This is a genomic window from Paenibacillus lacisoli (genome assembly GCF_030580655.1).
GTDB classification, from domain to species: domain Bacteria; phylum Bacillota; class Bacilli; order Paenibacillales; family Paenibacillaceae; genus Paenibacillus; species Paenibacillus lacisoli.
Window position 1 is genome coordinate 545,643 of the sequence record NZ_JAUQTB010000001.1, and the last position, 20,999, is coordinate 566,641.

Consider the following 20,999-nt stretch of genomic DNA (forward strand, 5'->3'; position numbering starts at 1 on the left):
TTAATCAGCTTCGTTTTATCTGGAGATCCACTTTAACGCTTAATATAATCCGCGAATTCTTCCTGAAAATCCACCGAGTCGATATCTGCCCGAAGATGGCGGTGCACCAGCTCATCGATGGGCTCCACCTCCCCCTGCATAAGGTGATTGAGCATCAGCTGATGCTCGTGTTGAATCTCCAGCAGCTTCTCTGTCTTCAGCATATGCAGTCTGCGGTAACGGACATAATGCACGTTAAACTGCTGGATGACCTCCCACAGAAAACCCCGCCCCGCCAGGGCGAACAGCGTCTGGTGAAAGGCATCGTCCAGCTTCAGAAACTGTTCCGTATCCCCTTCTTCCTCAATACAGCGTCTGAGGCGGATCAGATGGTCCCTTAACTCGTGCTGGCCTTTGAGCGGCAGCCTGCCGGCAAGCTCTTTCATAATCTGCTTCTCCAGCACGGTACGGAGATAGATGATCTGTTCTACGGACTCCAGGTCGATGTAGGAGACGAGATTGCCTTTCTTAGGGTAAATATCAACATAATCCTCCATGGCAAGCTGCTTCAGAATGTCACGAATGGGAGTTCTCGATAATTGGAAGCGTTCGGAGAGAGCTACCTCACTCAGCATGCTGCCCGGCTTTAGCTCCAGCGTAAGGATCTCCTTTTTGAGATCATTCATGATTTGTTCTTTGGATAACATGGCTCCCCAACTTTCTAATAATGAAATGCGATACAATCAGCATTGACAAAGGATGAAGCCTATCTTATGATCATTACGATCGAATCTTGTATACAAGTTTAACTCTGCAACTTCATTATCACGCATTTCAAGTTGTCTTTTCAATATTAATATTATTACTTGTTTGTACACATGAATCATATTGAGGTGAATTGAACCATGAATATGACTTGGAGATGGTATGGTCAGGACAACGATCAGGTGACGCTTGATCACATCCGGCAAATTCCCGGTGTCATGGGTATCGTATGGTCTCTGCATCATAAGGTAGCCGGTGAAGTGTGGAAGATGGAAGAAATTCAGGAAACAGCAGATCAGATTACGGCAAAAGGCTTTAGCACGGCCGTCGTTGAAAGCGTTAACGTTCATGACGATATCAAGATCGGTCTGCCCTCCCGGGATCATTACATCGACATTTACATTGATACGATCCGCAAGCTGTCACAGGTCGGCGTCAAAGTGATCTGCTATAATTTTATGCCTATTTTTGACTGGACCCGCACAGAGCTGTACAAGGAACTGCCGGACGGCTCGAATGCCCTGTTCTATGAGAAAGCAGCCATTCAGGATAACCCGCGCGATATGGTAGAACGGATTCTGCAGGGGGCTGGCTCATTCACCATGCCTGGCTGGGAGCCGGAACGTCTGGCCAGGCTGGATGAGCTTTTCGCCGCTTATGAGGGAGTTACGGAAGAGAAGCTGTTCGAGAATTTGAAATATTTTCTGCAGCGGCTAATGCCGGTGTGTGAGGAAGTCGATATTCGCATGGCCATCCACCCGGATGACCCCGCCTGGCCGATCTTCGGTCTGCCGCGCATTATCCGGAGCCGGGACACAATCCGCCGCTTCCTGGATATGGTAGACAGTCCTTACAGCGGTCTCACTTTCTGCACCGGTTCGCTCGGTACGAATCCGGAGAACGACTTACCGGCGATGATTCGTGAGTTTCATGAGCGTATCTATTTTGCCCATATCCGTAATGTGAAAGTGTTCGACAATGGCGACTTCATCGAAGTGTCCCACCGGGGACGGGACGGGAGCGTAGATATTGCTGAGGTGGTTAAGGCCTACCATGAGAATGGCTACACCGGCTACGTTCGTCCGGACCACGGCCGTCATCTGTGGGGAGAAGAGAAGAATTGCCGGCCAGGATACGGTCTGTATGACCGGGCCTTGGGCGTAATGTATCTGCTGGGCGTGTGGGACAGCCTGGAGAATGTTCGTATGCACTCGTCAACCTAACTGAAAATTACAGCGCCAGGCTGTCCTCTTCGTCCGTGATCCGGATGGCGGGCAGCCTTTTTCATTCCAAGCAGGCCATGTATAATGAATGAATCTTCATACAAAAGGATGGACCTACGATGCTCCAGAACCTGAATTCACGGCTTAACCGAATGATGCCTCTGATTACTCCGACCAGTATTGTGATTGGCGTCTTGTGCGGGGGCTTCCTTTCATCTTATACCTTTCTCTCACCCTGGCTCTTTGCATTCATGACGTTTGCCGGAAGTATAAGTCTAAGCTTCAGAGACTTCCTTAGTGTACTCCGGAAACCGCTCCCGCTGGTCGCCTGCCTGCTGGTGCTGCATGTGCTGATGCCGCTGGTCGCCCTGTTAACAGGCAGACTTGTTTTTCCGTATGATCCATATACGATCACCGGACTTGTACTAGCTGCCGCGATACCTACCGGGATCAGCAGCTTCGTATGGGTCAGTATATACAAGGGGAATATTGCACTGACCTTATCCATTATTCTGGTCGACACGCTGCTTGCTCCTTTTGCTGTGCCCGGGATCCTTTCTCTGCTGATCGGCACGAGCGTGCATATGGACATTCTGCCGATGATGAGCAGTCTGTTCGGGATGATTGTTGTCCCTTCCCTGCTTGGTATGGCGCTGAACGAATGGACACGGGGCGCTGTAGTGCCTGTCTGGGGACCACGCATGAACCCCTTCTCCAAACTGGCCATGGCCATGGTGATTGCGATTAACGGCTCTGTTGTAGCCCCTTATCTGTCCGATATCAGCCTGGGGTTGGTCGGTATGGCCGTGATTATCATTACACTGGCTGCCGCAGGCTACCTGCTCAGTTATTTTATTTCTGTCCTGATGGGATGGAGTGAAGCGGATCAAATTGCGCTGATTTTTAACGGAGGAATGCGTAATATTAGTGCGGGCGCAGTCCTGGCCGTCGCTTATTTCCCTGCCCCTGTAGCCGTGCCCGTTGTGCTTGGGATGGTCTTTCAGCAGCTGCTCGCTTCGCTCGCCGGTTCTGTGATCGGCTGGCGTTCTCGTATCCGTGACCAGAAAAACGCGTCCGAGCAGTCATCAACTCTGTAGGCATGTTTAGGCTGCAATATCCGACAATTCGTTGCTGCCCGGTTATAGGGCAAGACACCCCGGCAGCCAGACGAACGGCTGCCTTTTGTCGTTGGTTTAGCAGGCAGGACAGTACAAGAAGTGAATATTGGTTCATATACGAATTGACGTTACTTATTGGAAATGTTACCTTGAAATAATACCCATTTATGGGTCACAATATAAGGAGTGTTCAGGAATGAAGCTACCTTTACACGAAATGTTCATTAAACATGCCATCGAGTATGTAAGGCAAGATCATCGGCTTATAGGCCTCCTTGCAGGCGGTTCCATAGTACACGGAGCAATGGACGAGTACAGTGATCTAGATTTAATAATCGTTTACAACTCCGATTCTCTAAGTGAGATCATGGAACAACGAGTCCAAATCGCTGAAGGTCTCGGCAACTTACTTTCGGCATTCACAGGCGAACATGTCAGAGAACCCAGATTACTTATTTGTTTATACGGCCCCTCTCCTCTTCATGTTGATCTTAAGTTTATTCAAGCAGAAGAGCTTAAAACCCGAATCGAGAACCCGTTGATTCTTCGGGAAAATGGGTCAGTTATTACAACAATACTCAGCAAAACAGCCCCAACTTCACCTTTCCCTGATCCACAGTGGATTGAGGACCGTTTCTGGATATGGGTTCACTACGGTGCGACTAAATTAGGGAGAGGCGAGTTGTTCGAACTGATCGATCACCTAACATTTATTAGAAATGCTGTGTTAGGGCCGATGATTCTCGCTCGTTACGGCCATTCCCCACGAGGGGTCCGAAAGCTCGAGAAATATGCTTCAAAAGAAATTGAGGAATTAAAAGGAACGATTGCTTTACACAGCTTCGAAAGTTGTTATCACGCGTTGTAGAACACCATTACAATGTACCAACGGTTACGTACAGTTTCAGAGATTGTACCCAAAATCAAAGCAGAACGCGTCTCCATCGAGTTTCTTGAGAGCTTATGCAGCAACTCGCTTTGATTAATAGGAACGTTATTTCAATAAAAATGACAAACAGGACATCCGGCTAATTCAGCTGTCCTCTATATCCACAGAAGGAATGAGAAGTCGTCCTTCGAATTCAACCATGTGCTGATTTTCGCGGAACGCACCTCAACTTTTTAGGCCTCTTTGTGCGTCAACATAAAGAAGCCCTGTACAGTGAATTCACTCTACAGGGCTTCTTATTGCCAATATATATCTATGCCGAGGACCGGGATCGAACCGGTACGGTAGTCACCTACCGCAGGATTTTAAGTCCTGAAACAGCCTTCTCGTCCCTTCTTCTACACTAAAGAAATTTTGAATGAAAATCCTTTAACCATGCGGGTTCAAAACACCTTTTTATGTTCTATCCACTATACATCCTGTAACTTGCATACGTAGCCATGTTAGCAAAAATGTTAGCAAAGTAATTGATTTTCAAGTTTATATGCCCATTCTAGGAAGTAGGGTTCTGAATTTTTGTATGCCCGTTTTTGGAGTATTTATTCCATGCTTCTTCTGCCCAGTCCATTATTTTTTTTATGTGTTTCTTATCCTTAGACGCATCTTTCCCAACGTAATCATTGCCTGCGTCAAAGGTTCCCCATCTTGTTATATAATTCAAATGACTGACAGCCCCTGCACCTGCCCCTTGAATTAGCTCAAATTCACCGCTAAGCTTTAAAATCAATACATTGTTAACGGAATCATCACCATTTGCAATAGTCTGTTCCAATTGTTCTATAGTAGGCATATATATTTCCCCTTCCAATTGTGGTGACCTCAGAAGAGTAAATATACCATATTTTTTGTCATTTATCAACTAAATAGCTCGTCACCATAGCTAAGAATACTATCAAGACGGATAAACTTTTCATCACTAGCTTCGACTTCAGAACTAAATCTCATAATAAATCAATACAATTCTCACTTTATTCATTCGTACATATAAGATTAGAAGTCATCTAAGAAGTTCATTCATCATCTTTACGAGTTTTCATATATCCTAAATCTTCTAATAATAGTTCATCTAATTCCCTCGTTACACCCTCTGCAGATTCATGATCACCTTTTATGCGATAGATGCGTCTGCAATCCATTAAAAATAATTTGTATTTTTCATAAAATTCTTTTTTATTAAGTGCTTCAATCATATCAGCTGCCTCCTTCAGTAAAGTCACTCCTTTCATTACATTATAACAAAAAGCCCAAAAAACCGAAGAATGAATCTCAATATTGAGTCATTCATCCTTCAGCCTTATAAGGATTATTATGAATTTAGATTAGTCAACCTTAGCTATGTGCATTCCTAGTTTCACTAAACTTGGTGCTGCAGTAAGAATTTCATCTTTCCAAGACCAATTCTCAGAACCCGAAGGGTTTACCTTATTAGATCCATGACCAATCATACATACCACATGCTCTGCACGTGTGATAGCAACATAAAGAATACGTGCTTCTTCTTCAAAGAAATCCCGACGATACTCGTCTTCCCATTCCTTAAATTTCGACGAGCGACCATGCTCCCCTGGAAGGATAAGATCTAGCCCCCACCCAGCACGATCATAGAAAGTTGGAAGTTGATCATTAGGAAGTAATCTTCGACCTACATCCGGGATAATAACAATTGGATACTCCAAACCCTTGGCTGAGTGTACAGTAGAGAGCCGCACCGCATCCGGCTTCGCTTCATCTTCGCCAGTATCTGCCTCATCCATTTCCATACCTGATAAGAGTGCTAATTGAAAACGATCAAAAAACTGTTGAAGGGTTTGGGCCTCAGCATCCATTAGACCACGCGACCACATCACGAGTTTCTCCAAGTTAGCCACAGCCTGAGAGTTTCCTTGCTTACCATAATACTCTCTGACTCTAGTAAATTCATACATATACGTTAAGAGTTGAGGAACTAAGTCCACTTTCATTCTTTTACGAAGTTCCGCAATCCCCTTCAGCCAATCCTTACAGTCTTCCTCATCCTCAAACCAGTCTCTAAGCATTTGATTTGTACCGTCGCTCCTATAAATCGAGTTTGGAGCGATGAACGGCAAGAACGGTGTTCCTAAGGCCAAGTCCAAAGAGACATCATCAGGATACTTTAAAATGGCTTGAAGCATGTGATAGCAGGCTATGATTTCTGGCTTCCTAAAGAACTGACCGCTGGTATCGTTGATCACAGGTATATCGGATGGAAACTGTGATAAATAACTGCTCAGTTGGTAGTTTGAACGAAATAGAATGCAGATATCCCGATACGTAACTGGTCGCATACCTCTATGCCGATCATGTATTGATTGACCAAGAAAGTCTCTTATTTTTTGAATGACACGTTCAAAAATCGGTTGCTCCCTATCTTTAAAAACACTAATATGTTCGTATTGAAAAGGGATGAGATTATCCTTTGGCATATGGGCGTCCTCTGCTTGGTTTAATTTCTCTTTCAAGAAATCGTATCTCAAGCCCATCTCATCAAACAAGGCCTCTTGCGCCCTGTGTAATATCGCAGTTGGACGTCGTGAAGCACTAAGGGATAGTGGTTTGGTATAGTTCTGGTCTGCAATCTTTTGAAGCACGGAATGATCCGCACCGCGAAACCCATATATCGCTTGTTTTCGGTCTCCAACTACCAAAACATGCTTCAATTTTGGCGATAAAGTTTGTATTATATTCATCTGCAGTTCATCGGTATCCTGAAATTCATCTACAAAGAGATAACGAAATCTTGAGGCCACTAGTGGACTAATTTGATCCTTGTATTGTGTCATGAGCGCTGCACATTTGTGGAGAAGATCATTACTATCTACGCCACCCAATTCCCGTTTTAGTTCCTGATACTTATCGTCGAGTTTATTTAGTAGATGAGCAACTGCATTCCGATAATCTTGTTCCTCGTCCCCTTCTTTTTGATTCAAGGTTTCTCGAACCACAACCTTAATCGAACGACCACGACCTCTTATATATTCATACCACTTCTCCACGTGCTCAGCCATCACATGAGGGGCCCAGTGGATGTGATTGCTAATGAATAATATAGAAGTCATTGGATCATCTAACGCCTCGTCTAGCGTCTCTTTGAGAGCCGTTAAAAAATGATGACGTGCCATCACAATTTCAGTTTCATGCGGAATTAATTCCGTATATCCAAAGTTTTGAAGCAGCATCGCACAAAAACGATGTATCGTTCCAATAAACGTTGAAGCAATTCTTTCCTTTTGTTCAAACCAGTGACTTCTCTCTTCCCAATCACCGGCTTTTTCTGCATCCCGTATTCGGTCTTGCACACCACTTTCTAAACGTTCTCGCATCTCATCTGTTGCTTTATTGGTAAAGGTGATTAATGCAAAGTCATCGATGTTTACCTTCTCTTCTTTCACGAGATGAAGCACAGAGGCAACCATGGTCCTTGTTTTGCCAGAACCAGCACCGGCCGAAACCACCGTTATCGATCCAGGCCCGATTACGCTGTCAACAATTTCTGCCTGCTCTTGAGATAGAGATATTCCCCCACGATGATTCATTCGGCCACCCCCAATTGACTGCCTATACCAAGACACTCCGGACGTACGGGACATGATGTACAATGCTCACCAGAGTGCATGGGGAACTTATTTGATTCAATATTTTTAACCAATTGGCCTACTTTTTCCGGTAGGCTATCATAATGTACTTTGAGTCTTTTCGTGTGGTTATTTTCGATTACCACTTGCCCCTTTTCAATAGCGAAAAAGGAGTTAATCGTCTTTCTCCACCAAGAAACGGCTTGATATTGGTTACGAAACAATTGGACCCCATCTATTTCTACTTCCCCTTGGCCATCTTTACCTTCGCTCTCATCTTTACCCGGTAAGAGCCACTCCCCTAAAAGCAAGTCTCCAAACATGGCAAGATTAAACCTAGCGGATTGAAGCATATAAGGAATCTCAAACGTTACTTTAATAGTTCTTTCTTCCACTTCCCCATCAACTAAAACACTAAAAGACTCCTTAGAACCTTTGAAAACGCTACGGAAAAAGCTATGCTGCCAATTCGAAAGGTAATCTAATTGATCCTTTACCTGTATTTCAATAGCATGCCAAACGATTGGGCTAAACGCCGGAAACATCCTGTGGATTTCCCCTCGTGTTGCTTCCATAAAGACTAATAGTGACTGATAAAAGATATCTTTTGAGGCAGACTTTAAATTCGATCGTTCAATCTGACCATAGATACGATTTAACCATGTGCTTTGAGCGTAGATTTGTAATTGCCATTCATTACGATACATTCTCGCTTCAGGATGAAGTAACTCTAATCGATATCGCAATGGGCAAAGACCGTAATGGGCTAACTCGCTCAGATCATAGGATTTTCGTTTTGCTGACTTTATTTTTACATCTTTAACGCCATCATGAGCAAGACTCAAATCAAGGGAGTCTAGAATGCCCTGCACTTCTCTTTTACTACCTAACAGCCTTTCCACTTCTTGCATGTAAGTACTAGGTTGAAAGGAACGGTCTCCATCTTTTTGAGCGTAACTTAGCACAAGTTGTTCTGATGCAGAGCGCACAACCGTCAAGAACATGTACCGCTCGGTCATGAGGTGTTTCCCTCTTCCATCCTCATAAAAAGGCCATGGTTCAGGATATAAGACAGGTACATGCACATTGTCACAGCCCAGGTACAATACCGCTTTATAAACCATTCCATCTAAGGTCTCAGGCGTTACAATGCGAAGTAAGTCAGGATTTAATTCTTCTTCCTCATTCTGACTCTCATCTTCTTCATCCGTATTCTCTCCTTTTGTAAGAGCGTGTATCGCATCTCCGAACTCTTCAGTGGTGAGCGGAATAGAAAAATAAGTACTTAGTTCCTGAAACACCGTCTGAATCTTTTCCAATACGATACGTTCAGCTTTGCGGAGAGCCTTAGGTAACATTTGATTTAATTCTTCTTGCAAAATTTCGATATGCTTGGCTACGGATGCTTCCTTCTGATTAAATAAACGGTTGCATATGCGAGCCAGTAATTCAATAACTTCACGCCACTTTCTAACCGTTTCTTTATCAACAAGTTGAACCGGTAAGCGAAAGATGGTGTCCTTCTCGCTGTCTTGCTCGAGTTGGTTTAATACACCTAGCCATTCATCCATTGATTTACAGTTTGTAAAGTATTGGTACTTTACTGCCCGAAAAACAGGAGTTGAGTCTTGTATTCCTGCTCCTAACCAACCAGAAGATAAGATCGATTCTAATAAATCGGCTTGGAGGTGAAGACTATTTTCTTTCCAGATTTGGTACAAGTTCAATATAAACCTTCCTACAGGCGTAAGTAGGAGCAAGCGAGGACTTGTAACCAATTCCACTTTTCTCCTTTCGCCCGTTTTACGATCCCGGTAGTGTAAGGGATTCATGGCCATATAATCGCGCAGTCGATCAATAAACTCTTTAGAGCGTCTCATTACTACGGCCACTTCTTTAGGTTCATATCCGCTGTCAAACCAAAATTTAAGTTGAGCAATACAACCTTGCAACTCCCTATCCCGATTCGGATATTGAGCTAAGCGTACATTCGAAACGGGATCCTGAAATATAGTACGGCTCTCATTTTGAAGAAGTTGTCCTTGAAGAAATGCAACGTCCATCTTTCCACTAATCTGAGGCGTTTCCAAGGTAAAACGGCAATGAGTAGGGACTATATTATAGGTCTCTTCTATGATAGCAAAACCCTGTTTTTGACGTTCCCTGTAGGGAACGATAAATACAATTTCCTTCCCTTGTATTCGGCATTGTTCAATAAACCACTTTTGAAGGTCCGTAAAATAGGTGAAACCCTCCATAATAACGAGTTCAGTTGGAGAAGACTTCTCTTGAAAATAGTCCCTCGCTGCTGCTTCAAACAATCGTTTACCTACCTTCTCCAATTGAACATAGAAGGAAGATTGAATATCTTTCAGATGCGTTTCAATAACGGGATTAACCAATTGTTTCCGTTTTTCTTCCGGAAGTGAGGTATGTCGAAGATCTATTCCTAAAGCAGCTAAGCCGTATAAGATACGAATCCAGGAAGAAAAATCATGACGCAACAAGTCACGAAGATGTGTAGTGCCTTTCGACACTTCATTCATGGCACGATAAAGCATGGTCTTCTCTTCGCCTCTTGAAGATAGCGCATATTTTTGTTTCGTCCATGCCCGAACAATATTTGCAAAAAGGATCATTTTTCGCTTCTCGCCACGATCATCTTCAAGGCGTTGGTGTTCAGGAATTAAACCTTCGCGTTCTCTAACAGATGCCAATGCTTTCGTAGCCGTTATATAGGTATATTGACGCTCCTTAACAATGTTCTTTTCAATTAGGGAGCAGTCTGGACGTTGGTTATCATAGGTATATAAAGTAAACATCCCATTCCTCCAGATCTTATATTAGACATAATAAAGGCCTTATGAGACTGATCTCTAAGGCCTATGACAATAGTACCATAAACGAGATTTTATGGAAACCGGAACACTATAAGAACAGATATAAAAAAGAAGCGATAGAATCGCTTCTTCTCTGCCCTAATCTCCAAAAAAATCCGATAGAAAATCCTCTGCTGTTTCTTTCTTCTGGGCGTTTTCAATTACGACATTTACATTGAAACCAAGTAAAGCTTCTTTAACTTTCGGCTGTTTCTGTTTTTCAAACTCTATATACCCTTTCAACTTGTACCTGGAGTCGGTTAAATTAGTTAATTGATATCTGATACCTCCATCTTTTAGATATAAAATAAGATCATCTTGTATTCGCTTGAACTTTTCTGAGAGACGGATTGGTTCATTCTCTTGATAAAACACTCCTGCTATTTGAAGCGTACATTTCATTGCATAATCATAATTTATTCGACTAAATAACTCTTTGCTGATTTGTTCCATAGTCATTCCAGGTTCAATAAAAAACGGATTAAATCTAATATTGCCGCCATACTCAGTAACAAAATACGTGATACGACCCATCAATTGAAGTTGCTGACTTTTAAAGAGTTGAAGAGCCATCTCTATTTGTTTAGGTTTCTGAAGATCGAAATCAAATCTGATAATGGTCAAATATTCTTCGAGGTGCCCATAATTCTTTTCTCGTAATAAAATGGCCTGACAACGACTCACACCATCCAGATCTTCTGCTTTTTTATACGCATCAAGAGCCTGTTCAAACTTTCCTAGCAATTCTAACTTTCTAGCTTCTTGAAGCCATTCTACACTCGTTGTAATGTTATTATCTCTTCCTACTAGATCTACATAATCACATGATGTAAAATAGTCCATCAGACTGCTTTTAATTCCGTGACTCTCGAAAAAATAGATATGTTGTGAAGTACGTGAAGCTGCTACATACATCTGATGGAAATGGGTTCTGTTTAGTTTAGACGGTTTATGATCTCCATTAGTAAACCACTGCAAAATATCTTGGCAGTATACTTTTTTGTATTGCAATCCTTGTACTTCGGATACAGTAAACACACGCTGGAAGCCTTGCATTTGTATCTCTTTTTTTGCATCTGTTGAAGCAACAATGACAATGCTTTGCATCTTTATCAAGTTTTTCTAACAATTCATGCGATAATTCCTTTTGCACAATTAAGTTGGGCTTCGTTGTCGTTCTTATTGCTGTTTCTTTTAAATCATCTGTTGTTGGATAATAGTTATTCTCTTGCTCTTTTATATAGTTCAATAGATGGACTACTTCATATCCTGAACGAAAGTTTTTACGCAATGTATATCGTTGATAGGAAATTTGATGTTTAGATAATAATGAAAAGATTTGCTCGGCTTGGAACGAATAGTTTTCTAAGGCTTGGTACGGGTCACCAAGTAATAAGTGATGATCCATAGATGTTGATACATGTAACAAACTCTCAAACTGTTTCGTGGTTAATTCCTGTATCTCATCAAATACAATACTTTCACTAATTTGTTTATCACTCTGAAGAATGAAAAAAGCTAAATCATTCAAATCATGGTATGAATGTCTTGTCCAACCACTTCTGATATAAACAAGCAACAAAATAGATATTCTGTTTTTCCTGTAACGAAAAATCAGACACAAATGTATAATACTGCTGCTGTGTCATCATTTTTTGTTCCGTACGGCCTTTAATGACGGTATTAATTTCTAAAAACAAATCTTCTGCCGTTAATCTGCTATGTAATTCGTTTTCCTTAAACCAAAGAAGAAAATCATCTCGAGTGATCAAGGTAAACGCCTGTCCCAATAGATGTTCATAAAATTGATGCAAAGAGAAAAACTGAATATGTTGTTGGGTGCTAGACCATTTATTAAATTGAACTCTAATATCATTCATCAAATAAGAGGAATGACTCACATAAAACGTTGGACTTTTCTATTCCTGATGTAGTAACAATCGACGAATACCGATATTTGACTTCCCACTACCTGCACAGCCTAAGATAACCGTTAACTGGTATGGATTGTTTAAGGCGTCATATTGCTCACGCGTTAATATCTGCTCGGTTTCAAAAAGATCATCATTATCGAGTAATAGAGACACATACTCATCATCCATAACATCCTGCTGGGAGATAATATTTAATTTACTAACTAATTCATGAACAGCATACCGATTAATACTTTCATCCAATATATCTTCATGATACACTGATTCATCTATTCTAAATTCAATGATATCCCCCATATTCATCCGTTTAGCAGATAAAATCTGTTTATCATGCGTTTCAAAACTCAAATAGGTGATCATACCATTCTCATTAAACGTAAATAGAATACGATCGCCTGAGTTCACTCGGAATTTATAAATATTTGTTCCTATTATTTTTCGAATCCAAAACCCTTTCGGTATCTCGTGAAAAACATTCGTATTCGTAATGATCCGCGTAAAAGTCTCTAATTTCCCAAGAACAATCGACTGCTTTTCGATTGGCACATGTTTAAAGAAATCCTTTGCGATTCTCATCTTATTCATCTGCTAAATTCGATTCTAAATAGTTTTTGGCAGCTAAAGCACACTTTGCATCATACTGATCAATATCCTTTATGCTTGGTTTTTTGTTGATTAGTTTCTTATAGGGATCAATGGATTGAAGATAATTTCGGACAATTGGAAGATCTTCTTCAGATGCTTCTACATCTAATAAAGCATGTCCTAGATGACGCATCACATCACCGATTTTATCATGTCCTAACTCCAATGCCGTTTTATAGGACCTCACTGCTTGCTTGTACTCCCCTAGAATATATAAAATCTTGCCAAGGTTATAATACGCCTAAAAATGTTTCGGATTGACCTTTATTGCTTTGATACATTGTTCTTTCGCTTGCTCATACTGACCTCTTCTTTTATAGTGAATCCCTAAATCTAATAGTGAAACATAATCTTTTGATTGGGATGATTCTATAGGAGTAATAAATACACGTTCTCCTGCTCTGAATACGGAGGAACACGATCGATATTGGAATCACCATTGATACAACAATTTTTATACTTCTTCCCTGAACCACATGGGCATGGCTGATTTCTTAAGTTAGACACTCTATTCCCCCCTCATTGATATGACACCTTGAAAATCAAATAGGATTTAATAAGTTGTTTTCTCTACGGAATATACGGTTTACCTATCTTTAGTTCATGCACAAATATGAGCAGGATTCCTACCCTGCTCATATTTGTTCGATCTACCGATTGTAGTTAGAAATCTCACTCTAACTCAAATTATTTAAATATTCTTCGATCGCTACTAAAATCCCCGTTGTACCAGAACTTCTTGGGTAAACCACGTTATTTCGCAAATAAGGTTGGATACCGTAGAAGATAGCGTGACTTAAACATGTCGTAACAATCACGACAATATCAGAGGATTTTACATGTGATTTGGCTTCTGCTGTTAGTGCATCATCTGTACAAATAACGTATCGATGACTCGGGTTTCGTGGGCCCAATTTCTCTACTGCACGCCGTGCTGTATGCTCCCGTAAAGTAAAGATCGCTATTTTCTGCGGCGACAAAGTAGCAAGGATATCCTCCGTGTGTTCTTCATGATTATGAAATGATTGGGATAACCTCACCAGTAGGTTCGCATCTGCCCCCATTAAACGTCCAAGTTCATACCAACCATTTAGCTGCACCGATTCAAGGGTCTGTAACGAATCCCCTAATGCTCCTGACCAATGATTCCACAAATCAACGAGCCTCTGCTGAGGAATATCGTAGTCGAAATACAGTTCTAGTGCTGCTTGTAGGTATGGAAGTACCATTTTACTAGGGGAAAGATTAAACCAGGCTACCGTGCGTTCAAATTGGGTATGCGCCAGATTGAAGTCCAAATACACAATACCTTCGGATAACTTCTGGAAGTATGTCATAGATGCTTGGTTCTTCTTAGAATGAGCTAGGATCAGTTCAGAGCAATAATCATACAGACTCAGTGCGGAGTCTTTCGGGAAATGGGCAGGATCCATTAGTTCGGTCAAAAACATGGATAACGCCGTCTCTAATAAACTTCTGGCACTCCCATGTAAAGGCAGCATCGCGATCTCCGCGAATTGTTCGGCCAATAAGGTCAGCACACTATCTGTCCATACCATACCTCCTCTTGTCGTATCCATTTCTCTGAGCAATGCTTGTCCCTGTTCAATGTCATCTGTGTTTGATAAAAATTGCGCAAACCATCTGTGCCAAGTCACTTCTTCACTTCTTGAGACAATTGGGTTGGAAGGCACTTGTGGAGCGATCGTAATGGCGTTCATACGAGCTTGAACCAACATCACATCAGCGCGGCACTCTGGGTCACGAAGCAAAGTTTGTTGTTCTTCACTTGCCAATGCATCCCAAGCAAGTTTTGCTTCCTCATACACGATTGACGCATCCGTCATGGTGGCAATCTTACATAAATATTTGGTCTTAAATGGAGTTAAACTACTCTTTATTAGATCTTGATAAGCTTGTTCAAAATGTTGAAGTTGGAATGCGGTAAGCACTCTATTTTCTAACGTCAAATCAGACTTCTCTGGTTGTGGCGTTAATTGTCCTAATAGAAATTGAATAATCGCTATCGAGGTACTGTCTTGAACAAGCGTTAATAAGCGCTGAAGTCCAATTTGATCAGATTCAAGGTATGCGTTATAAGCCTTAAGTCTACAGATCGACTCTTCTTCACTGCTTACACTCTTATGAATCAATGCGCCTAGACGATACCTAGACTCCGTAAACAACTCCAGACTCTTATCAAAGTCTTCTGTCAGATCAGAAGGAGCAAGAACCGTGTAAGCCGCTCTCAGCAGCATTTGCTGGATACGTGCTGGGATATAATCGAGTTGCGTAATACTCTCATAATCTTTGGAATACCAGATATCATCCCAACGATGCTGAGCAGCCAACCACTGCATTTTAAGGAACAAATAATTATCGTCGCTGACGTAGTTACCGAGGCGTATAGTCTCTAAAGTCCCATACGCTTCTTTCCATTGCTCCATCGCAACCTGTTCTTGGAACTGGTTTCGAAGCGTAAATGTACTATGTTCCGTGTCCGAAGAAGTGATAGCCGGACGTTTTTCATCAAGCCTAATCCAAAGGTTAAGCATGTCCCATACTTTCTCACTTACGGTAAGAGGGGATACAAATATAAAGTATCCCTCTGGAAAATGCTGAGCCCCTACTTTTTCAAACGGGGTTTGTTCACCAGTAAATAACACTTTTCTCGGCATGAACGAATTACAATATCGACCAATAAAATGCTGAATTTCTTTAGCATGATCATCTGCTTTTTTACTATCCTTTTGAAGGATCATCCAGGTTATTTCGTTACCCATTTGCATGGGTAGCACAGCAGTCTGTTCATTGATGAAACGAGAAATCATGCGGTGGTACACAACGTTTGAGTGGCTTGGGGAATGGTGCTCAATATAGACATTTATAAATGAATCATTACCACGATTCATCATAATGGTTTAGCCACCTCCCAAGACTGCCTTGCTTCCTTCCATCGTTTCGAAACCTCAGATGGTTCCAAATTCAAAATCACTCGGTCCGAACCTGTATAGGAACCCTGCTCTGAAAATGCCAACGTTCCACTAAGCGACAGTCGTTCCGTAAATAATCCTTCGTGCTCGACCCCAACGTTTTCATGGCGTATTTCAATTTTCTCATCAAACTCCATAACCACTCTTTGGGTCTGTTGGTGCTCTGTATTACAAACCATGCGAACGAGCGCCCCTTTTGCAGCAAGAGCGAGTAGGACGTCAGACAAATGAATCCATCTCCTGCGCACACGTGGGAACTGATCGGAGTAAGACTCGAGCTGATTATCCAAAAGCGCAACATCACTTAACTCATTAACAACGAAGTATATTTCATGACTTGGGTTCATTAGTTCAGTCATGAGTGATGAGGCAATGGTATCTTTCAAAGCTTTTTGTCCAGTACGGACATTTAACGTTCGTCTAAGCATGGGACACCTCTCGTACGCGCAAGTCATAATGCCAATCCATTCCGTGATTATGAACGGAATTAATATATGGGAAGAAGACCTCAAACTCCGTCTCTATTGGTGAATTCAGTAGTTGCAGCATCTCCTGCTGGAGATGTACTCTATCTTCATAACTCACAATCAACTTCACTCGGCTTCCACGCCCCATCGCATCCTCCACTCGCGCCTTCCAATCGGTCTCTGCATAGTGAATCGTCGTATACACAGGCTTCAAGAGATGTTCCGTAATGATTCTAGACGGCTTCATAAACTTCTGGAAAGGCGAATATAGCTCCAAACATTCTGGACAGGATTCGTGGCAATCACTAAGCAACAGCGATTCAATAAATAAGTATCGTTGCTTTTGCTGTTGTTCTTCATCACTTCCAACAAGGCCCAGAAGGACATCTGCTTGCTCCGCAATGTGATCAAGTCTTAGGCATGCCACTGCAAAAATATTAGCACTGATATGACACCCTATTCTACGACTCTCCTCATGCCATAGTTTATGGAGTTCCCTCGTAAAACAGTCTAATTCAGTTGTGCTGTGACTACGTAAATATTTGGCCACTAGGCTTATAACAAATTCGCGTTTTGGTGGAATCCCGGCACGTTCCAGTGTATCTAGTAACTGCTCAAGCAACTCCTGTTGCTGCTCTACACGACGCTCCTGGCGAATCTGTGCCACAATCTCTTGTAATGGCCATTCCTCTAAGAGTGGAAGCACCGCTTTTAGGGATGTCGTCACTTTATTTCTTTCACACGTATGCAAACTTTTCATCACATATTCTTCGAACTTACCCGTCGAATGTCGCATGACACCAGCCAATTTACTAATGATTCCGAGGCCACCTGATTCGGTCTCAGACAAGTAAATCCAATTGTCCTGTATATCCACCAATAGATCTTCAACATTGACCTCCGGTAACATCTCACCTAGAGCCCGATAAATAGCTGCGGCTAAAGTCGTTGTAACTGTTGCATTTACCCACTCAGAAAAAGCAGCATTTTGCCTCAGATCTCCGCTTAATGGTTCAAGTAACTGCAAGAAGAGGTCCATTAGTTCTTTATCTTGAATAAGCGAGTACAGGTTTAAGAGTACTTTACTATCTTCTGCATGATCTCGATCTTGATCTCCTGCATCCACGATGGTGGAATGGAAAATGACTTGAAGTGTTCGCTTGCTAATCGCTTCTGCCTTTTCTTTAAACTCTTGAATAGCTTCCGAAAGGCTTCCCTGCCTGCTAACAGCAGCAGCTAGTACAGAAGATAGGATGATCTGAGTCAGCCATTCGATTTCAAACGAATTTAACCTAGCAGCGATTTCATCATTCGTTCTCGCAAGATGCGCGTAAAAAGTGGGTATAGACTCTTCCGCAATACGATCCCATTGCTCATGGTTAAACAATGGTGCCAAGTCATAGTCATGAATTTCAAATGCTAAGGCGTCTACATACCGCTGGAAACCAAGCGCCGCTGGCTTTTGCTCATAAGTGAATTCAAATATGCGGCTAACAGAACCTAATTCAGACTTCTTATACTTAAGCTCAGAATTTACTCGTGCCGAATAACGCGTAAATACAACATAGTTATTCTCTTCACTGGTATAACTGATTGCTTGTTTTAAAAGTGGAGCAAGTGCACTTTCCGTATGCCATGTGATTCGAGTATCGATGCCTGCTTCAGTACTTGGCCTGATATGTGTGCCCCAGTCATAAAATCCCGTCGAACGGTCAGAAACATCTGTTGGAATTTGTTGTAGTTTTATCAAGTAAGGCTCACAGATCGGTAAGTTCATCTCGTTACCCATATCATCCAAAACGGGAACTTCTGTAATATGTTTTGCTTTTAGATCTTCCCCGTCTAGATCAATCATGCCTGTTTCACTGGTAATCCAATGGGCTTCTGTAATCCATTCTGCATTTACAAAACGCTTGGATACGTTCCCCGGTGCAAATTCGATCATACCTGGTACAAGTCCTAAAGACTCTTCTTTCCCATTAGGTACAAGAAACATTAACTCCGAAACGTCCAGTGCAGTGAACAACGTCTGAGGGATAAACCCACGAAGCGGTTCTCGCTTTTCCTCGTCATCTGCCAAAGCATAGTTCGAAGAAAGTTGTAAGTATAGCGTCGGTAGTAATTCAAACCAGAATGAACGTGGCGGTGTCCAAAGTAATCTCATTAATTCCGCTTCTGATACTAGTATGGCATCAGTCGCGTAAGCTAACCACTCTTCGTCGTCACCATTAAGCAATCGCTTCAACTCATTCGTGATGAACCGGTTTTCTCTTGGATTCCTTTTCGAGCCTTCTTCCGTTAATAAATACCGAAGATCGACTGAACTGTTAACTGCCGCCAACTTACCCGTTAGATACTCGAGCAAGGTAAAGGCAAGTTGAATCCGCTGCACATAGGAGTTGCGCAGTGGCAAAGAAAGATCATTTAGCGTCGGTTGAAAGAGTTGCTCAGGGTAATCATAAACATAACGATCTCGTCCATAGGCTGACGTAACGACAATCGTCCATGGGCGCATCCCCCGTGAGCGGCCAGCACGTCCTTTACGTTGTAAGAAGGAGGCAAGGTTCCGCGGCGCCTTGTGTTGGATCACAGCGCCCACTTTAGTGTCGTTATAACCGACTTCTAGTGTGCTTGTAGCGATAACCAATTTAGCTGTATCTTTAACCCCTTTATGCTGTGAAGAGGTAATATCCAGAGTTAACGGTTGACGTAAACTATTTTTATCAATGATTTTAGGAATGGTCCATAGTTGACCTAGTGCCACTTGGGCAGCAACTGTGCCATCATAAACATCTTGAAAGAGATCTAAATCTCGATATTGACTAAGTGTCTTATATTTCTCAGCATCCACTTCGATATGATACCAACGATTAATGACATCGAGTTTATCCGTAAAACCGAATAACTTGGACCCAATTGCCCCTCGTGATACATCATCCTCTAGTGGATCTAGGATGCGACCAATTAACATGGCCGTCTGTACGGACGTCGAAAGAATAGACGTTGCTGAAAAAGGGTCTCCCCTAACGATAAGATTGTACTCTATTCCTTCGGAAACCATTTCATCTTCTTCAGGAGTAATATAGGTAACTAATTCCTCACTAAGCCCCGTCAACTGGGAGAAGAAAGATTTTGGATTCGAAAGCGTTGCAGATAAACCTACGAAGTGCGTTCCACGTGTACCTCGGCGCATTTGCTTACGCCAACGGCGAAGCAAATAAGCGACATGAGCACCGCTTACCCCTTCATAAATGTGAACCTCATCCATGAGCACAAATAAAGGTGGTTCAATAGAGTCGACACCAAATAGACGACGTTCCACGATATTTGTCAATTTTCGATTCAACATCTCGGTCGAAGTAAACAAAACATCAGGTGGATGAGCAATCATCCTTTTTCTTGTAAGAATAATTTGTCCGGATCCAATATGGAATCCGCAAGCAGGATCTTCACAAGTTAAACGCTCTTTTTCACCAGTACCGCCATGCTTGATTTCCCATTGGACATCTTTTTCGTCCCAAATCATCGCTGAACCGCATGCTGGACAAGAAAGAGACGGACAAACATAACCATTGTCTTGTCTCTTCCATTTCCGATATCGACTATGAATGACATCATCGGCTGTTTGCGGTGTATCTCCATAATAAACACCTATCGTAAGGCTTCGGATATTCAACGATGTACAATGGTCTTGTAAAGCCTTTATCTCAGCGACGGCTTCACGGAACTGGTCTTTTAGCAATTCGACACGTGGATAAATTCCAAAAACCTTTGTCCAAGTACGCGGATCTCGCTCCAAGAGCGCTGTTAGATGGCTAAATACGGGGAGATAAAAGGCCTTCGTTTTACCAGAGCCCGTACCTGCACCAATAATCGTAGCTTGATCTTTAGGATGCCTGGTCCATTGTAAAAGATGGCGTAAGGAGCGCACTTGAAAGGAAGCAAGTTCAAACTCCCCATCACGCAGTAAAGCGCGGACGGCTTGTTGCGTACGATTGTCAATTTGAAGCGAACCTAGATAATACAGAATTTCAGCCATTCGCTGATCTCGTTTTGGATATTTCCGATACGATAATAACGGCTTTACATGACTGACTAAATTACGACCGGACTGCCAGTCTTTCGCACTAAACCTTTGCTTCAGCAGTAGAAGTAACCGAAACGCTTCCGCATAACGCGTACGGAAGCGATTTGGTGGAACAGGAAACATGAGTTTACGATCTTGAAGATTTTCAATGATAGCTGGAATCGATGAAGTATCAATACCTAATTCATCGATTAACAAGCTAAGCACTTTTGAAGGCGGTTGTTCAATTATTGGTTCAAGGACTTCATTTGCATCTATGGAACCGCCAATGAAGCCCCATTCTAACAACTGATTTTCCTTACGTTCAATTTGAGATAAAAGCTCTTCACATAATAGATCAAACCGCGAACGGGCCACCTTGTTCACC

Annotated in this window: 16 protein-coding genes and 1 pseudogene; 3 read left to right on the forward strand and 14 right to left on the reverse strand. The window is 42.2% G+C overall.

Translation table 11 applies throughout. From position 1 onward, the window contains the following. Window positions 1-32 precede the first annotated feature (32 nt). Window positions 33-665: a GntR family transcriptional regulator gene (locus Q5741_RS02705; RefSeq protein WP_305022491.1), complete on the reverse strand. Its 633-nt coding sequence runs from the start codon at window positions 663-665 to the stop codon at window positions 33-35. Between the two features lie 219 nt (window positions 666-884). Here Q5741_RS02705 and uxuA point away from each other — a divergent pair, with 219 nt between their 5' ends. The 3 genes from uxuA to Q5741_RS02720 all read left to right on the forward strand — a co-directional run bounded on the left by uxuA (window position 885) and on the right by Q5741_RS02720 (window position 3,953). Further along, complete coding sequence (gene uxuA / locus Q5741_RS02710; protein WP_305022492.1) at window positions 885-1,967, forward strand: mannonate dehydratase; 1,083 nt, start codon at window positions 885-887, stop codon at window positions 1,965-1,967. Window positions 1,968-2,086: 119 nt separating this feature from the next. After that, a complete protein-coding gene (locus Q5741_RS02715) occupies window positions 2,087-3,064 on the forward strand; it encodes a bile acid:sodium symporter family protein (protein ID WP_305022493.1) in 978 nt (325 codons plus the stop codon). Between the two features lie 217 nt (window positions 3,065-3,281). After that, window positions 3,282-3,953, forward strand: coding sequence for a nucleotidyltransferase domain-containing protein (locus Q5741_RS02720; protein WP_345784148.1), 672 nt, complete (start codon window positions 3,282-3,284; stop codon window positions 3,951-3,953). Between the two features lie 574 nt (window positions 3,954-4,527). Here the strand turns inward: Q5741_RS02720 and Q5741_RS02725 are convergent. The 13 genes and pseudogenes from Q5741_RS02725 to dpdJ form a co-directional block, all read right to left on the reverse strand. Beyond that, window positions 4,528-4,824 carry a hypothetical protein gene (locus tag Q5741_RS02725; RefSeq protein ID WP_305022494.1) on the reverse strand — a complete coding sequence of 99 codons (297 nt, stop codon included), beginning with the start codon at window positions 4,822-4,824 and terminating at the stop codon, window positions 4,528-4,530. 220 nt (window positions 4,825-5,044) lie between these two features. Then, window positions 5,045-5,224, reverse strand: a complete 180-nt coding sequence (locus Q5741_RS02730) for a hypothetical protein (RefSeq protein WP_305022495.1) — start codon at window positions 5,222-5,224, stop codon at window positions 5,045-5,047. A gap of 129 nt (window positions 5,225-5,353) precedes the next feature. Further along, window positions 5,354-7,588 carry a UvrD-helicase domain-containing protein gene (locus tag Q5741_RS02735; protein ID WP_305022496.1) on the reverse strand — a complete coding sequence of 745 codons (2,235 nt, stop codon included), beginning with the start codon at window positions 7,586-7,588 and terminating at the stop codon, window positions 5,354-5,356. Then, the gene (locus Q5741_RS02740) at window positions 7,585-10,449 is read right to left on the reverse strand and encodes a PD-(D/E)XK nuclease family protein (protein ID WP_305022497.1); all 2,865 of its coding nucleotides are present in this window, start codon (window positions 10,447-10,449) and stop codon (window positions 7,585-7,587) included. The genes Q5741_RS02735 and Q5741_RS02740 overlap by 4 nt, the downstream gene beginning before the upstream one ends. A gap of 156 nt (window positions 10,450-10,605) precedes the next feature. Beyond that, window positions 10,606-11,613 (reverse strand): hypothetical protein, encoded by a 1,008-nt coding sequence (locus tag Q5741_RS02745; protein WP_305022498.1) that lies wholly within the window; start codon window positions 11,611-11,613, stop codon window positions 10,606-10,608. 425 nt (window positions 11,614-12,038) lie between these two features. Continuing rightward, window positions 12,039-12,386 (reverse strand): hypothetical protein, encoded by a 348-nt coding sequence (locus tag Q5741_RS02750; protein ID WP_305022499.1) that lies wholly within the window; start codon window positions 12,384-12,386, stop codon window positions 12,039-12,041. Window positions 12,387-12,425: 39 nt separating this feature from the next. After that, a complete protein-coding gene (locus Q5741_RS02755; RefSeq protein WP_305022500.1) occupies window positions 12,426-13,016 on the reverse strand; it encodes a hypothetical protein in 591 nt (196 codons plus the stop codon). 1 nt (window position 13,017) lies between these two features. Then, window positions 13,018-13,251: a hypothetical protein gene (locus Q5741_RS02760; protein ID WP_305022501.1), complete on the reverse strand. Its 234-nt coding sequence runs from the start codon at window positions 13,249-13,251 to the stop codon at window positions 13,018-13,020. A gap of 3 nt (window positions 13,252-13,254) precedes the next feature. Next, window positions 13,255-13,314 (reverse strand): annotated as a pseudogene (locus tag Q5741_RS21650) (hypothetical protein); the annotation flags it as partial. Window positions 13,315-13,454: 140 nt separating this feature from the next. Beyond that, a complete protein-coding gene (locus Q5741_RS21655; protein ID WP_407074306.1) occupies window positions 13,455-13,592 on the reverse strand; it encodes an SEC-C metal-binding domain-containing protein in 138 nt (45 codons plus the stop codon). Window positions 13,593-13,762: 170 nt separating this feature from the next. After that, a complete protein-coding gene (gene dpdD / locus Q5741_RS02765; RefSeq protein WP_305022502.1) occupies window positions 13,763-16,000 on the reverse strand; it encodes a protein DpdD in 2,238 nt (745 codons plus the stop codon). After that, complete coding sequence (locus tag Q5741_RS02770) at window positions 15,997-16,506, reverse strand: hypothetical protein (protein WP_305022503.1); 510 nt, start codon at window positions 16,504-16,506, stop codon at window positions 15,997-15,999. Before Q5741_RS02770 ends, dpdD begins: the two co-directional genes overlap by 4 nt. Next, the gene (dpdJ, locus tag Q5741_RS02775) at window positions 16,499-20,989 is read right to left on the reverse strand and encodes a protein DpdJ (RefSeq protein ID WP_305022504.1); all 4,491 of its coding nucleotides are present in this window, start codon (window positions 20,987-20,989) and stop codon (window positions 16,499-16,501) included. Before dpdJ ends, Q5741_RS02770 begins: the two co-directional genes overlap by 8 nt. Between the last annotated feature and the right edge of the window lie 10 nt (window positions 20,990-20,999).